Consider the following 16,134-nt stretch of genomic DNA (forward strand, 5'->3'; position numbering starts at 1 on the left):
ATGGATATTTTTGATGAAATGTTTGCAAAAAGCCCTAAAGAAAAATTTATTGAAACAATAAAATATGCAAATTTAGGTGCATTAGAAAATGTTTTAGAAAAATTATTAGCCGATCATATCGCTATGATAGAGCTTTTAGAAAAAAATAATTTAAATGAAAATGATGTAGCACAATTTCAAATGGAAAATTCACTCTTAATAGATGAGAGAAAAAATGATTTTTATATAGGCTTAAGTGCTGAAATTTTAGGGCATGAGGGTTGATTTTGCGTTTATTCTTATCTTTATTTTTGATGTTTAATTTTTTAAAAGCTGAAGTATTTTTTGATTATACTTATAAATTTACCTTAAGTAAAGATGAAAAAGCAAGTGTAAAAATAAAAGAAATTGACTATCCTGATGAGATTTATTATTTTGACTTTTCATGGACTTTATTTGATCAAACTAATATCATCGTTCATTCAAGGTATAAAAAATACCCTAGGCAATTTGTGATGTCTTTAAGAAGAAATTTAAATTGGGTAGATCAAACTTTAGTGCCTGATTATAAAAATCCACACATAGATAGAGCAAGATTAATACTTGAATTTAGTGATTTTAAAAAAGGTGAGGCTATTTTCACTATCTACATAGAAGATAGAGATAAAAGATTAGAAGTGGAATTTTTAGATCCTAGAAAAGTCACTCTTAATCAAAACTAAAGTAAAATTTAATAAAATATAATTATAAGAAAATTAAGGAAAGCATGGTGCAAAAGATAGATCAATATATGCATGAATTTTTATCTGAATTAAATTACAAGCCTATTTTAACAATGAGTTCAAAACTTCAAGGCGGTAAAAAATTACGCTCAAAATTACTTTTAAAAATAGCTAGTGAAAACGATATTAGTTATAAAATTTGTGCCATTATAGAATTAATCCATGCTGCAAGCTTATTGCATGATGATGTGATTGATGAAGCAAAATTAAGAAGAGGTGTAAAATCTATCAATGAACAATTTGGAGCCAAAAATGCTATCATGCTTGGAGATATTTTATACTCAAAAGCCTTCTATGAACTTTCTTTAATAGATTTAAAATTAGCAAAAATCATCTCCAATGCTGTTGTAAAGCTTTCCGTTGGCGAATTAATGGATGTAAATTTAAGCGAAACTTTCAATACCGATAAAAACGCTTATTTGCAAATGATATATAACAAAACAGCCGTTTTAATCGAAGCTAGTGCAAGATGTGGGGCTATACTTGCTAATTTAAATGAAGATGATTTTGCAGAATATGGTAAAAACTTGGGCTTGGCTTTTCAAATCGTAGATGATATTTTAGATATCAAAGGCGATGAACAAACCTTAGGCAAACCCGCCATGAATGATTTTAAAGAAGGTAAAACTACCCTTGCTTATATGTATTTATATGAAAAATTAAATCCACAAGATCAAGAAATACTTAAGTCTTATTACAAGAAAGATTTAAACATAGATGAACTTACTTGGATTAAAAATAAAATGCAAGAGCATGAAATTTTTAATCAAATTGGTCAAGAATTAAACACCTATGCAAATAATGCCTTAAAAGCCATAGAAAAATACAATATAAAAGATTTAGAAGATATTATTAAAAGTATGATAGAAAGGGAATTTTAATGCATTATTATTGTATCAGTTTTACGCACAAAAATACAGATATTGCTACTAGAGAAAAACTTTCCTTTTCTAATGAAGATAAAAAAAGAGAATTATTAAGATTAATCCATACTAATAATAAAATTCTAGAAAGTTTAGTGCTTAGCACTTGCAATAGAGTTGAAATTTTTCTTTTTATCGGAGAAATTGAAAGTATCAATGAACATATTTTAAAAACACTTAGTTTGCTTTGTGGGGTTGATAAAGAAAATTTAAGCACAAAAGCTGATTTTTATGAAGATAGTGGGGCTATCCATCATTTATTTTCTGTGGCAAGCTCACTTGATAGTTTAGTTATTGGAGAAACACAAATTGCTGGACAATTAAAAGATGCTTATAAATTTGCTCTACAAGAACAAAGATGTGGTGTGCATTTAACTAGAGCAGTCCATTATGCTTTTAAATGTGCAGCAAATATTAGAAATCAAACTGAAATTTCCAAAAATCCTATTTCAGTTGCTTCAGTAGCAGTAGCAAAAGCCAAAGAGCTTATAAATTTAGAAAATAAAACTGCAGTTGTAGTAGGTGCAGGGGAAATGAGCGAGTTAGCCTGTAAACATTTATTAAATGCTAAAGCTAAAGTATTGATTTTAAATCGAGATATACAAAATGCCAAAAAACTTTGTGAGGATTTAGGTAAAAATGCAAATTGCGAAAGTATCGCAAATTTAAAAGAAGCATTAAATAAATATGAGATATTTTTTAGCGCCACAAATGCTCCACATGCTATCATAACTAATGACATATTAGAAGAAAAAGATTATAAAAGATATTTTTTTGATATAGCAGTGCCTAGGGATATTGATGTAAAAGCAAATGAAAAAAATATAGTTTATGCTGTTGATGATTTAGAAGAAGTTGTAAGAAAAAATTTAACACTAAGAGAACATCAAGCCCAGATTGCTTATTCTATAGTAGGCACTATGACAAATGAGTTTTTTCAACATCTAAGCAAACTAGCAACCTTACCTTTGGTCAAGCAATTACGCTTGCAAGCTGATGAAATCGCTAAAGAACAATTACAAAAGGCCATAGATAAAGGATATTTAAAACACTCAAATCATGAAGAAGCAAGAAAGCTTATAAGACAGGTAATGAATGCATTTTTACATCATCCTAGTGTAAATTTAAAAAAACTAAGTGGAACTATGCAAAATGACTCTGTTGTAAATGCCATGCGTTATGTGTTTGATTTAAAAAATGAAAGCATGGAAGGTTTAAACTTCTATAAATGTGAATTTAATTTGGAGAATAATCATGAAATTTAGTAAATTTTATGCCATAAGCACAAAAGAAAATCCAAAAGATGCTACCCTGCCAAGTCATATATTTTTAGTTAAGGGTGCTTTTGTAGAACAAATTGGAAGTGGTTTGTATAATTTTTTACCTTTAGGAAAAAGAGTTTTAGATAAGATTAAAAATATCATCAAAGAAGAAATGGATAAAGCGGGAGCTTTAGAAGTAAATTTAAGCTTTAATACCCCAGCTGAACTTTGGAAAGAAAGTGGGAGATTTAATGTTTTTGGTAAAGAGCTTTTACGCTTTAAAGATAGAAAAGAAAATGATTTTGTCTTAGGACCAACTCATGAAGAAGCCATAGTAGCTTTGGTTAGAAATAAAGTAAATTCTTACAAGCAACTTCCTTTGCATTTATATCAAATAGGACTTAAATTTAGAGATGAAGCTAGACCTAGATTTGGGCTTTTAAGATGTAGAGAATTTTTAATGAAAGATGGCTATAGTTTTCATAGCAATGAAGCTGATTTAGATAAAGAATTTAATCTTATGCATGAAACTTATAGTAAAATTCTTACAAGATTAGGGCTTGATTTTAGAGCTGTTGAAGCTGATAGTGGGGCTATTGGCGGAAGTGGATCAAAAGAATTTATGGTTTTGGCTAAAAATGGCGAAGATGATATATTATTATGTGAGCATTGTGATTATGCTGCAAATATCGAAGCAGCAAAAAGAGCTAAAAAAAGTTGCGAAGATGAAAGACCAGAAGCTGACTTTGCTACACAATTTCACACTCCAAATGTAAAAACTATAGAAGAATTAGCAGAATTTTTTAAAATTAATCCTTACTATACTGTTAAAGCTATTGCTAAAAAAGCTATTTATGAAAATGAAGAAAAAATTGTAGTATTTTTTATACGCGGCGATGATGAACTGCAAGAAGTTAAAGCACTAAATGCAGCAAATGCATTAGAATTGGCCGATGTAAGTGAAGAAGAATTAGAAAAAGCAGGTTTAGTACCAGGATTTATTGGTTTTGTAGGATTAAATGGAGTTGATTTTTATATTGATCATGAGCTTGAAAATGAAACAAATATGATTATTGGAGCAAATAAAAAAGATTATCATTTGGTTGGAATCAATGTTGTAAATTTAAACAAAGAACGCTTTAAAGATCTTGCCGCAGTTAAAGAGCATGATCTTTGTCCAAAATGTCAGCACAAGCTTAAGCAAAGCAAAGGTATTGAAGTAGGACATATTTTTAAACTTGGAAATAAATACTCAAAAGCAATGAATGCAAGCTATTTAGATGAAAATGGTAAAGCTCAATTTTTCACTATGGGTTGTTATGGTATGGGGGTGAGCCGTTTAGTAGCTGTTGCCATAGAAGCAAGCCATGATGAAAAAGGTTGTATTTGGAATAAAACTCTAGCTCCTTTTGTTTTAGATATTATCGTTTCTAATATAAAAGATACAAAAGCTATGGAATTTGCCGAGCAAATTTATACTCATTTTAAAGATAAAGAAATTTTGTTTGATGATAGAAATGAGCGTTTTGGTGTAAAGATTAATGATTTTGAATTAATGGGCTTTCCTTATGCTTTAGTTATAGGTAAGGGTTTAGAAAGCGATGAAGTAGAGTTAATCCATAGAAATACTCTAGAAAAACAAGTTTTAAAAACCCAAGAAGTAATTTCACACTTAGAGAAAATTTTATGATAGCAAAAACAAATTTAAGTGCTTTTTTGATTTTAGAATTGATTGCTAGTATTTTATTTATAGTCTTTTTTGGTTTTTTAAATTTTTTTATGATAGTTTTTGCAAGTATGTTTTTAGGAGCAATGTTTTTAGCAAAGACTTGGACAAATCTCATCACTATGCAAAATGCCAATACTAATTTATTTGGTATGATTAAATTATTTTCCTTAACTATAGTTGGAATTTTACTTTTAATACCAGGAATTTTAAGCACATTTTTGGGAATTTTACTCTTATTTTTTATGACGATATTAAAATTATTTACAAAACAAAAAAGAAAATATCATCAAACAAACAACGAAGAAGAAATCATAGATGTAGAAATCATACAGGAGCATAAAAAATGCAATTAATCATCGCAACAAGAAAAAGCCAACTTGCATTATGGCAAAGTGAGTATATAAAAAATAAATTATTACAAACACATTCTGATTTAGAAATTTTTTTAGAGGGTTTTAAAACCAAAGGTGATGTTTTACTTGATTCTCCTTTAGCTAAAATAGGTGGAAAAGGACTTTTTACAAAAGAACTTGAAGAAAGTATGTTAAGAGGTGATTCACACTTAGCTGTGCATAGCTTAAAAGATGTGCCAAGCTTCTTTCCTGATGGCTTAGTTTTAGCTGCTATTTCAAAAAGAGAAGTGGTAAATGATGCTTTTTTAAGTGAGTATTATGAAAGCTTAAATGCTCTTCCAAAAGGTGCAAAAGTAGGCACTACAAGTCTTAGAAGAAGAATGCAGCTTTTAGCGTTAAGACCTGATTTAAATATCATTTCTCTAAGAGGTAATATCAACTCACGCTTAGAAAAACTTAAAGCTAAGGAATTTGACGCTATTATTTTAGCTCTAGCTGGCATTAAACGCTTGGGTTTAGATAAAGAAATAAAATACATTAGGGCTTTTGAACTTGATGAGATGATACCTGCAGCTTCTCAAGGAGCTTTAGGTATAGAAAGCATTGATGATAAACAAATTTTAAAATACCTTGAATGCTTAAATGATAAAAATGCCTTTGTAGAAACTCATATAGAAAGAGATTTTATAAAAACCCTAGAAGGTGGTTGTCAAGTACCTATAGGAATTAATGCAAAAATCATTGATGAAAAAATAGAAATTCGCGCCATAGTGGGCTTACCCGATGCAAGTAAAATTTTAAAAGAAAAAAGAGTAATTGATAAGCAAAATTACTCAAATGCAGGCGAGCTTTTAGCCAAAGAAATGATAGCAAAAGGTGCAAAAGAAATTTTAAAAGAAGCAGAGAGTATGATATAAATGCAAAAATTCGTAGAGCTTTTAGAAAAAAATAATTTATTAAAAACCATCCATGAGCCAGTAGATGTAGAACTTGAAATGGCACATTTAGCTTATATAGAAGTTAAAAAAGAAGACTCTAAAGCCTTGCTTTTTACTAATGCAGTAAAAAATGGCAAAAAATACGATTATCCTGTATTATTAAATACTTTTTGCAGCAAAAAAGCTTTAAATTTAGCATTTGGAAAAGATTATGAAGATGTAGCTAAAGAAATTAGCTCTTTACTTAAAATGCACATACCGCAAAGCTTTGGTGCGAAATTAAATTTTTTCAAAACCTTGCTTGATTTAAAAAATATCCCACCAAAACGCATCAAAAAAGATGGAGAATTTAACTACAAAAGCTTAAATTCTTTATATGAAATACCTATTTTAAAAACTTGGGAAAAAGACGCTGCACCTTTTATCACTATGGGGCAAGTTTATACTCAAAGCATAGATGGAAAACAAAATAATCTTGGAATGTATCGCTTGCAAGTAGTTGATGAAAAAACCTTGCTTATGCATTGGCAAATTCACAAAGACGCGAGCCACTTTTTCCATGAGTATAAAAAAGCAAATCAAAAAATGCCAGTAAGTATAGCCATAGGTGGAGATCCTTTATATATTTGGTGTGCTCAAGCGCCTTTACCAAAAGGTATTTTTGAACTTTTACTTTATGGTTTTATCAAGAAAAAACCTGCCATTTTGGCAAAATGCAAAAGCAATCATCTTTATGTGCCTTATGATAGTGATTTTGTAATTGAGGGCTTTGTAGATCCAAATGAATTTGCACCCGAGGGACCTTTTGGAGATCATACAGGCTTTTATACTCCTGTTGAACTTTGTCCTGTCTTAAAAGTAGAAAAAATCTTTGCTAAAAAAAATGCGATTTATCAAGCTACGGTTGTAGGAAAACCGCCTTTAGAAGATAAATACATGGGGCTTGGCACAGAAAGAGTTTTTCTACCTTTACTTCAAACTAACACACCTGATTTGATAGATTATAACATGCCTGAAAATGGAGTTTTTCATAATTTGATTTTAGCCAAAATAGAAGCAAAATATCCAGCTCATGCAAAACAAGTAATGCATACTTTTTGGGGAGTAGGGCAAATGAGTTTTGTAAAACATGCTATTTTTGTCGATGAAAATGCACCTTGCTTGCAAGATTATGACAAGCTCATACCTTATATACTTAATCGCTTTGATGAAGAAAAATTACTTATTAGTGAAGGAATTTGCGATCAACTCGATCATGCTTCAAGCACTTATTGTTACGGTGGTAAAGCAGGACTTGATGCGTGTGGCGATGAGAAAAAAGTTGAACTTGAAATTCTAAGTGATGAAACTTTGTTTTCACTTTTTAAAGAAAAAGATCAAAATATTTTAAAATTAAAACAATTTTACACCCAAACCTTTGCTCCAATTTGTGTGATCTTAATTGATAAAAAAGAAAAAATTGCTCAAATTTTTGAAAAACTACAAATTCATAAAAAACATTTTAGAATTTTAGTTTTTTTAGATTCAGATGCTATTTTGGAAAATCCTTATATGTTAATTTGGCGTGTGGTAAATAATATCGATGCAAAAAGAGATATATTTATCAAAAAAGATTGTGTTGCAATTGATGCGACAAATAAAGGATCATTAGAAGATTATCATAAAGAGTGGCCTTTAATGACAAATTGCTCTAAAGAAGTTATAGACAGACTTATTGCAAAAAAATTACTTGTAAATGATGAAAAATTCTTCAAAAAGTTTGAAATTTTTTAATTTTAAACTTTTTGAGAACACTTTTTGCTTATTAAATATATATATTTTTAATTTAAATATTAAGTTTTTTAAAATTGTGTCGATAGTGTGTTTTAGAGTCTTTTAAAAAGGAGTTTAAAATGGACATTAGCAATATTCAAAGGGATACAAATATAACTCATTTTAACACAAAAAGTGTTGAAAAGCCATCTCAAGAGAATAAGCAACAGGTTGATTTAAATGATCAAGATGAGAATTTAAATGAAAAATTAAAAAACGCAACAGAAAAACTTAATAGACAAATGGAAACATTGGAAACAAATGTGCGTTTTGCGTATAATGATAAAATAAACGAAATGTATGTAAATGTCACCGAAAAAGACACAGGTAGGTTAATACGCAAAATTCCTAGTGAAGAAGTTATGAAATTAATAGAACATTTTAAAGGTGTTATTGGCACCATTTTTGATAAGGAGAGTTAATCATGGCAGTAGGTAGTTTAGGAAGTTTAGGTATAGGTTCAGGAGTTTTAACAAGCGATACGCTTAATAAGCTTAAAGAAGCAGAAATGAATGCTCACTTAAAGCTTTATAACACGCAACTTGAAACTAACACTTCAAGACAAAAAGACTTAGCAGAGCTTGAAGCTAAACTACTTGCTTTTCAAACTGCTGTAAATAGTCTTGGCGATACTTCTCAATTTAACAAAAAGAAAGTTTCTCCTAGTGTAAGTGGCGATAGTGCGGCTGCTAGCTTAGTTGTAGGCTCTTTATCTAATCTTTCAAATATGAAAGTCATAGTCGATCAACTTGCTCAAAAAGATGTTTATCAAAGCAATGGTTTTAAAGACAAAACTTCTACCGTCATGGGCAGTTTAGGCATAAAAGGTGATTCTAACGGCAAAGCTTCTTTTACTATTACCCAAGATGGAAAAGACTATAAAATAGAAATTGATAAAAGTACAACCGTAGCTCAACTTGCTGAAAAAATCAATTCCGCCACAGGTGGTAAAATAGAAGCTAAGCTAGTAAATACCGGAGATAGAGACAATCCTTATCGTTTAGTAGTGCAAAGCACTGAAACAGGAACTAAAAACAATATCTCTTTTTCAGGTGATGATGAACTCTTAAAAGCTATGGGTTGGGAGCTTGATAAAAATAGCATTAGTGCAGGTGGTTTATATGGTTTTAGACCAACAGATGCTGGAGATAAGGATAAAGATAAAATAACTGGATCGCTTAGTGGTAATATAAACCAAGAAGAGAAACTTTTATCCAAAGGAGAAAGCACTTCTTTAACTTTTGTTATAAAAAATGGTGAAAGATATGATAGATTTACTATTGATATAGACGAGAATACTACTTATAAGAGCTTAGCAGAAGATCTAAAAAAACAAACTAATGGAAAAGTAGAATTAAGCTTTGGGGAAGATGGAAAATCTTTTACATTTAGAGCTACTAATGGTGGTGAATTAAGTCTTTTTGATGGTGGTTATGCAACTGATGCTGATGGTAATATAGACCAAGCAAATTATTCTAGAGATCCAAATGCCAAAAAACTGCTAAGTGAAAAATTTGGAATTAATCTAGATTATAACACTCCACAAGGCTACAATGTAGCTTCAAACAATGAAAATCATATCCAAAAAGGTATGGATGCTATCTTTAGTGTAGATGGCGTTAAGATGATTAGATCAACTAATACCATCACAGATATAGGACCTGATATTACCCTAGAACTTAAACAAAAAGGTGAAATTAGTTTCAATGTTACTCAAGATACTGAAGCCATAGCGCAATCTTTAGAAAGTTTAGCTACTGCTTATAATGATTTAATGATCAATCTTAATGCAGCGACAAAATACGATCCTGATGCAGGGACAAAAGGAAATTTCGTAGGTGTAAGCTCGATTTATAATATAAAATCACAAATTAACAATATTTTGCTTCAAACTATCACAGTAGATGGAACAATCACAGTTGGAGATAGTGATACTTCAGATGGTGTTAAAGTTTCTTCAAAAGTAAGTTTATCTTTAGCTGATTATGGTTTGACTTTAAATGATGGGGTTTTAACCTTTGACTCTGGAAAATTTAATGCTAAGTTTAATGAAGATCCTGAAATGGCTGAGAAATTTTTCGTAGGACATAATGGCTTTGAAGACATTGATCTAACAGGAGATAGAGTAAGTAAGCTTGGTAGTGATGAAATAGAATTCAAAGAAGGCAATTTTACCATTACTTATAATGATGAAACTATAGATTTAAGTAAAACTGCCAATGGAGATCCTTTTAAACTAACTGGTGCGGATGATATAGAAAAAGCTAAAAATTTAGTTGATCATATAAATAGTTTTGGCTTAGAAGGTTTAGAAGCTAGTTTTGAAATCATTAATCAAGGTAACGAGAATCAGCAAATTCAATTTAGAATCAAAGGAACATCAGGAAGTAACCTAGAAATTCAAGGTGATAAAGAATTTTTGAAAAAATTTGGCTTAAGCCCAAAAACTATATATTCAGTTTATAAAGAAGAAACTGGAACCTTTGGGGTATTAAAAAACACTATGGGCGAGATGATGAGCTCTGATGGTTCTTTTGGGGGTTATAAAGACTCTTTAACTAAAGAATCAAAAAATCTAAACGAAACTATAGAAAATACTAAAAAATCCATAGAAAGCAGATATGACACAATGTGGTCAAGATGGGCAGCATATGATGGTATAATTGCAAAATTAAATAACCAAGCAAGTGTTATTACAAATATGATTAATGCAGCAAATAATCAAAATTCTTAAAAAATAGAGAGGATTTAAATGCTAAATAGTGCAGTATATAATGCGTATTCACAAAATCAAACTGGTGTAGAATCCCAAGAAAAACTTATAGAGATGTTATATAGTGGGATTTTACGCTTTGCAAGTAGGATAAAAATAGCTATTCAAAATGGAAATATAGAAGAAAGAGTGTATTATGTAAAAAGAGCTAGTGCTATTTTTATAGAATTGTTAAATTGCCTTGATTATGAAAAAGGCGGAGAAATAGCACACTACTTAAGTGGCCTATACACTAGAGAATTACAACTTCTTTCTTTGGCAAATATAGAAAATAGTGAAGCAAGAGTAGATGAAGTTATCAATGTAGTCAAAGGCTTGTTAGAGGCTTGGAGAGAAGTTCATCAAAAATGAGTGAAAAAAAATGGATAGATGAGTTTAAACTAGCTGTATATACTGAAGATGTGGAAAAAATAGTTAAACTCATAGAAAAACCTGACTTTAAAGATTGTCCCAATGAGGCTTTAGCTCTTACTAATGAGGCAATAGCTTTTATGAAAAAAAAGCAAGATGAAGTAGCAAAAAATTTACAAAAACTCAAAAAAGCATCTGCTTATATGAAATAAAACATGGCGATAAGCCGAGTTCTGTCAAGAGCGATCATTTATCTAGACTTGTTTTTGCAAACAAGTTCAAGCGAAGGGTTATATTATAAGACTAAAACCACCCCTTCTTGCTGCGGATTGGGTTTACATAGCTAGCTTTGTTACCAAAGCTACTGGTAGGCTCTTACTCTACCGTTTCACCTTTTCCATATAATATGGTAGTTTTCTTTCTGTTGCACTTTCCCTTAGGTTACCCTAGCCATCCATTAGATGGAATCCTTGTCTTATTGCAGCTCGGACTTTCCTCTTCAAAAGAAGCGATCGCTTGCCATGTTTAGATAAATTTTATCAAAAAAATCATTTTTATACTAGAGTAAAAATAAGATTTAATGTAATTTTTAATTCATTTTCATATTTTACAAGCTCTAAATTTTTGACTTTTATATAAGGATCTAGTTCTTGCAAAAATTGCATTAAGAAATAAAAATCACCATTAAAACTCGATCTTAAATCATAATAAGTAAAATACTGATCTTGACTTTCATGACTTTGGATTTGTAAAAACCTTACTTTAGTGAGATTTTTTTCTATATTTTTTAAAACACTTTGATAATCTTTGCTTTCTTCTAAGGATATTTCATTATCAAAAGATTGCAATTTTTCATCTTTAAAATCAGAAATCAATTCTTGTTTTTGCTTATATTTTGCTTGTAAAATAAATAACTCATCTTTTGATAATTTCATTTGTTTTTCGAAATACTCAAAAATACTCATATAGATTATAAAAAAACCAAATACAAAAGCCATTATCAAAGTCAATATAAATTCGCGTTTAGATAATCTCGTAAAGATATTTTCTAAATTTTCATAAAGATTTTTCAAAAACAAGAGTAATTTTTTCATCGTTAATCTCTTTACTTTTTAACACAAAATGATATTTTTTAAAATCATCATAAAAATCATAATCTTTATTAAGCTTTATGATAAAATCATTATTTTTTATATATAAAGCTTCTATATAACTTTGATGAGAATTTAAGACTTTTAAAAAATTATAAAAATCCTTATAGCAGAGCGTATTTGCATAAAATTTTTGTAACAAATCAATTTTTTGTTCATTTTTTTCTTGTAATTTTTCAACTTCTTGATTTTGTTTTTGATTTATTTTTGCTTGCTCTAAGATATCATCTTGATTTTTGATTAAATTTTCATATTTTATTTTTTCTTTTTCATAAAATGATTTTTGCGTATATAAATACAAAGGATAAACTAAGGCTAGTAAAATCCCGCATGTAAAAGCTAATAAAATTTTAAAACTAAAAGATTTTAAATGATTTATTTTTGCTTTATTGGCAAAATTAATTTTAACTCGATCACATTTTTTTAATAATTTTTGATAGAAAATATTACTATTAAATTTATCAAAACTGCTAAGATTTTGAGTATCGTCTATGCTTATGATGTTTTTATATGTATTTTTTAATTTTTCATCATATATTTTACTATAAGTATTTAATGGCATAACTTTGCAATTTTGAAATTCACACCCCAAATACTCCACTAAAACTATGTATTTTTTCTTAAATAATAATGCAAGATTTTCACTATTTGTATCATTCCTAAAATACACTTCAAAGAGCAGGGGTTCTGGGATTACATAATCAACATCTAAAATATCTTCATATTTACACAAAAATACATGAGTAAAAGATTTATCTTGAAAATACTTTAGCTCATATGAAAAATCATCTTTAAGACCAAGTTCCTCAAAGCTCTTTTTTAAGATTTCATCTTCACTAATAGGATTTGTAAGTTTTATATATAAAAGTTTTTCATAAGTAAGAAAATCTTTTTTGATGATTTTTTTACTCATCATAAAGGATTTTTTTGAGATTTTGCTCGTTTTTATGCCAATTTTTTTCTAATTGAACGAACAATTTTAGCATTACCTTTTTTTGTGCTAATTTTTCTATTTTCATCCTAGCTTCTTTACCTATACGCTTAATTGTAGCTCCATCTTTACCTAGTATCATTCCTTTATGAGAATTACTATCTGTAATGATGATAGCGTTAATATAATAAATTTGCTCAAGCTCTTTGATTTTTTCTATTTTTACTTCAGTGCTATAAGGAATTTCATCACTTAAATTTTCATATATGGCTTCTAAAATAAAATCTCTATAGATATCCTTTTCATTTGTGGTAGTAATAAACTCAGGATCAAAATAATACGGATGTTCAGGCAAATACTTAATCATCTCATCTAAGAGAATTTTTTTATAAAATTTTTGCTTAGCAGAATAGGGGATAATAGCGCTAAAATGTGAGTTAAACTGAGAATACTCGCTTAATTTTTTAAGTAAGACTTCTTTTTTTACCAAATCAACCTTATTGATTAATACAATATGCGGCACTTTAGGATTTAAACTTAAAAAATTTTCATAATCTTTAATATCATCATAAATACTAGCCACAAATAAAATCACATCACAATCTGCAATGCTTTTAATCGCCAAATCAATCATAAGCTGATTCATAGCTTTAGAGCTTGCATGCAAGCCTGGTGTATCTATAAAAATAAGCTGATGATTCTCATGCATTATAATTGCATTAATCTTTCTTCTTGTAGCATTTTGCTTATGAGAAACCATAGCCACTTTTTCTTCTAATAAAGAATTAAGGATAGAACTTTTTCCCGCATTAGTTCTACCCACTATACTTATAAAGCCACTTTTCACAAGATATACCTAGCTAAATCTTTATTTTCTATGATATCTCCAAGTTTAACTTGCACTTTAAAATCATCTATTTTATAAACTTTACCAGCATATTCATCTGCTTCAAAACTAATATCTTCCAAAAGTTTTTCCACCACCGTGTGTAAGCGTCTTGCACCAATATCTTGCATTTCTTCGTTAGCCTTGCTTGCTATTTTTGCTATTTCTCTAATAGCCTCATCTTCAAAAACAAGCTCTACATTTTCAGTTTTTAAAAGCTCAATGTATTGTGTTAGTAATGAATTTTTAGGTCTTGTTAAAATAGCATATAAAGCATCCTCATCTAGCGAATCAAGCTCAACCCTTAAAGGAAAACGCCCTTGAAGTTCAGGGATTAAATCACTTGGCTTGCTTAAATGAAAAGCACCTGCTGCGATAAATAAAATATGATCAGTTTTTAAAGGTCCAAATTTAGTTTGTATAGTACTACCTTCAACTATAGGAAGCAAATCCCTTTGCACTCCTTCTTTGCTTGGATCTTGGCGGTTTGAATTTGAGCTTGAAACTGCTACTTTATCTATCTCATCAATAAAAATAATCCCTTCATTTTCAGCTCTTCTTAAAGCCTCGCCTTTAATACTTTCCATATCAAGAATTTTTTCACTTGCTTCTTGAGCTAGAGCTATTCTTGCATCTTTTACTTTCATTTCTTTTTTAACTTTTTTATTACCCACGCCAATAACTTTTACTATATCTTGCATAGCACCCATTTCAGGTGGTAAATTTGGATTAGTATCAAACACGCTTTGTGAAATTTCAACTTCTATTGTGCTATCATCTAAATCACCAGCTTTTAATTTCACGCGCATTTTTTCTAAAGAATTTTGATACTCTTCTTGTTTTTCTTCACTAACACCTTTTGGTAAAGGTGGTAAAAGTTTTTCTAAAATTTTATTTTCTATAAATTCATTAATTTTGTCTTTATTTTTTTCTTTTTCTTCGTTTTTTACTAAATTTAAAGCAGCATTAGCTAAATCTCTAACCATGCTTTCTACATCACGTCCAACAAAACCAACTTCGGTATATTTACTTGCTTCAACTTTTACAAAAGGAAGTCCCATCATCTTAGCAAGGCGTCTTGCAATCTCTGTTTTACCAACCCCAGTTGATCCTATCATTAAAATATTTTTTGGCATGATATCATCTTGAAGTTCAGGGCTAAGCTGCATTCTTCTATAACGATTTCTTAAAGCAATTGCTATGATTTTTTTGGCATTTTTTTGTCCAATTACATAATCATCTAAAAATTTCACAATCTCTTTTGGAGTTAAATTCATTTATCATCCTCAATTACATAAGTTTTAATATTTGTATTAGTATAAATGCAAATTTCACCAGCTATTTGCAAGCTTTCTTTGACTAATTCTTCTTCATCTAAATTTGAATGTTTGGCTAAAGCTCTTGCAGCAGAAAGTGCATAATTACCCCCACTACCAATAGCAGCTATAGCACCATCTTCAGGCTCAACTACATCTCCAGTTCCTGAAAGTAAAAATATATGATCTCTATCTAATACCAACATCATTGCTTCAAGTTTTCTTAGGTATTTATCCTTACGCCATTCTTTTGAAAAATCTATTGCAGCTTTTAACAAATCACCCTTAGAACTAGAAAGTAGTTTTTCAAACATGTCAAAAAGATTAAAAGCATCAGCAGTGCTTCCTGCAAAACCTGCTAATACTTTTCCATTGTTTAATTTTCTAATTTTAACTGCATTGTTTTTTAAAACAGTGTTTCCAAAACTTACTTGCCCATCTCCACCAATTACAGATTTATTTTTACCTTTATAAGCTAAAATTGTAGTTGCGTGAAACATTATTCTCCTTTAACTTCTAGCTTAAATACAGCATGAATTGCATGGCCTAATTTTGCTGAAATTTCATGCACACCAAGCTCTTTTATGGTATCACATTCTAAGCTTTTTTTATCAAGCTCTATGCCTTTTTGATCTTTTAATGCATGTGCGATTTCATCTTTAGTAACCCCACCAAACAAGCTTCCATTAGCTCCCACAGGCTTAGCTATACAAATAGTGATTTTAGATAATTCCTCTTTTAATTTTTCCAAATTTGCAAGTTCAAATCTTAAATTTTCAGCCTTTTTCTTTTGCTCTGCTTCATATTGTTTTAAAACTTCATGTGTAGCAGCTTTGGCAAAACCTTTGGCAATTAAAAAATTTTGTCCATATCCATCTTTTACTTCTTTAACTTCTCCTGCTTTTCCTAAGCTTTTTACATCTTTAATTAATAATACTTTCATTGTTT

The 16,134-nt window shown here is 29.7% G+C and carries 18 protein-coding genes and 1 other RNA gene; 12 read left to right on the top strand and 7 right to left on the bottom strand.

Annotation, left to right across the window (positions count from 1 at the left end):
- From L8X27_RS01285 to L8X27_RS01340, 12 genes are all read left to right on the top strand, one after another.
- A complete protein-coding gene (locus tag L8X27_RS01285; RefSeq protein WP_258107334.1) occupies positions 1-264 on the top strand; it encodes a DUF2018 family protein in 264 nt (87 codons plus the stop codon).
- A gap of 29 nt (positions 265-293) precedes the next feature.
- A complete protein-coding gene (locus L8X27_RS01290; RefSeq protein ID WP_133318977.1) occupies positions 294-701 on the top strand; it encodes an exporting protein in 408 nt (135 codons plus the stop codon).
- Between the two features lie 47 nt (positions 702-748).
- Positions 749-1,642 carry a polyprenyl synthetase family protein gene (locus tag L8X27_RS01295; protein WP_263671357.1) on the top strand — a complete coding sequence of 298 codons (894 nt, stop codon included), beginning with the start codon at positions 749-751 and terminating at the stop codon, positions 1,640-1,642.
- Positions 1,642-2,949: a glutamyl-tRNA reductase gene (gene hemA / locus L8X27_RS01300; protein WP_263671356.1), complete on the top strand. Its 1,308-nt coding sequence runs from the start codon at positions 1,642-1,644 to the stop codon at positions 2,947-2,949. Before L8X27_RS01295 ends, hemA begins: the two co-directional genes overlap by 1 nt.
- A complete protein-coding gene (locus L8X27_RS01305; RefSeq protein ID WP_263659863.1) occupies positions 2,936-4,636 on the top strand; it encodes a proline--tRNA ligase in 1,701 nt (566 codons plus the stop codon). The genes hemA and L8X27_RS01305 overlap by 14 nt, the downstream gene beginning before the upstream one ends.
- Positions 4,633-5,028, top strand: a complete 396-nt coding sequence (locus L8X27_RS01310) for an FxsA family protein (RefSeq protein ID WP_263671354.1) — start codon at positions 4,633-4,635, stop codon at positions 5,026-5,028. Before L8X27_RS01305 ends, L8X27_RS01310 begins: the two co-directional genes overlap by 4 nt.
- Positions 5,019-5,945 carry a hydroxymethylbilane synthase gene (hemC, locus tag L8X27_RS01315; RefSeq protein WP_263671353.1) on the top strand — a complete coding sequence of 309 codons (927 nt, stop codon included), beginning with the start codon at positions 5,019-5,021 and terminating at the stop codon, positions 5,943-5,945. The genes L8X27_RS01310 and hemC overlap by 10 nt, the downstream gene beginning before the upstream one ends.
- Positions 5,946-7,739: a menaquinone biosynthesis decarboxylase gene (locus L8X27_RS01320; RefSeq protein WP_263671352.1), complete on the top strand. Its 1,794-nt coding sequence runs from the start codon at positions 5,946-5,948 to the stop codon at positions 7,737-7,739.
- 119 nt (positions 7,740-7,858) lie between these two features.
- Positions 7,859-8,200, top strand: coding sequence for a FlaG family protein (locus L8X27_RS01325; RefSeq protein WP_133318891.1), 342 nt, complete (start codon positions 7,859-7,861; stop codon positions 8,198-8,200).
- Positions 8,201-8,202: 2 nt separating this feature from the next.
- Positions 8,203-10,512, top strand: a complete 2,310-nt coding sequence (gene fliD, locus L8X27_RS01330) for a flagellar filament capping protein FliD (protein ID WP_263680975.1) — start codon at positions 8,203-8,205, stop codon at positions 10,510-10,512.
- An 18-nt stretch (positions 10,513-10,530) separates the two neighbouring features.
- Positions 10,531-10,902, top strand: a complete 372-nt coding sequence (gene fliS, locus L8X27_RS01335) for a flagellar export chaperone FliS (RefSeq protein WP_133318893.1) — start codon at positions 10,531-10,533, stop codon at positions 10,900-10,902.
- A complete protein-coding gene (locus tag L8X27_RS01340) occupies positions 10,899-11,114 on the top strand; it encodes a hypothetical protein (RefSeq protein ID WP_133318894.1) in 216 nt (71 codons plus the stop codon). The genes fliS and L8X27_RS01340 overlap by 4 nt, the downstream gene beginning before the upstream one ends.
- Here the strand turns inward: L8X27_RS01340 and rnpB are convergent.
- The 7 genes from rnpB to rplI all read right to left on the bottom strand — a co-directional run bounded on the left by rnpB (position 11,109) and on the right by rplI (position 16,129).
- Positions 11,109-11,430: RNase P RNA component class A (gene rnpB, locus L8X27_RS01345), an RNA gene on the bottom strand. The two genes, L8X27_RS01340 and rnpB, sit on opposite strands and share 6 nt — an antisense overlap.
- Before the next feature lie 26 nt (positions 11,431-11,456).
- Entirely contained in the window at positions 11,457-11,996 is a 540-nt protein-coding gene (locus tag L8X27_RS01350) for a hypothetical protein (RefSeq protein ID WP_263680977.1), read from the bottom strand.
- The gene (locus L8X27_RS01355) at positions 11,959-12,969 is read right to left on the bottom strand and encodes a hypothetical protein (RefSeq protein WP_263680978.1); all 1,011 of its coding nucleotides are present in this window, start codon (positions 12,967-12,969) and stop codon (positions 11,959-11,961) included. The genes L8X27_RS01350 and L8X27_RS01355 overlap by 38 nt, the downstream gene beginning before the upstream one ends.
- Entirely contained in the window at positions 12,959-13,831 is an 873-nt protein-coding gene (gene era / locus L8X27_RS01360) for a GTPase Era (protein ID WP_263662445.1), read from the bottom strand. The genes L8X27_RS01355 and era overlap by 11 nt, the downstream gene beginning before the upstream one ends.
- A complete protein-coding gene (gene hslU, locus L8X27_RS01365) occupies positions 13,828-15,147 on the bottom strand; it encodes an ATP-dependent protease ATPase subunit HslU (RefSeq protein WP_133318898.1) in 1,320 nt (439 codons plus the stop codon). Before hslU ends, era begins: the two co-directional genes overlap by 4 nt.
- Positions 15,144-15,686 carry an ATP-dependent protease subunit HslV gene (gene hslV, locus L8X27_RS01370; RefSeq protein ID WP_133318899.1) on the bottom strand — a complete coding sequence of 181 codons (543 nt, stop codon included), beginning with the start codon at positions 15,684-15,686 and terminating at the stop codon, positions 15,144-15,146. Before hslV ends, hslU begins: the two co-directional genes overlap by 4 nt.
- Entirely contained in the window at positions 15,686-16,129 is a 444-nt protein-coding gene (rplI, locus tag L8X27_RS01375; protein ID WP_039618280.1) for a 50S ribosomal protein L9, read from the bottom strand. The genes hslV and rplI overlap by 1 nt, the downstream gene beginning before the upstream one ends.
- Positions 16,130-16,134: the final 5 nt, after the last annotated feature.

This window comes from Campylobacter sp. CNRCH_2015_1657, assembly GCF_025772685.1.
Taxonomy (GTDB): domain Bacteria; phylum Campylobacterota; class Campylobacteria; order Campylobacterales; family Campylobacteraceae; genus Campylobacter_D; species Campylobacter_D lari_D.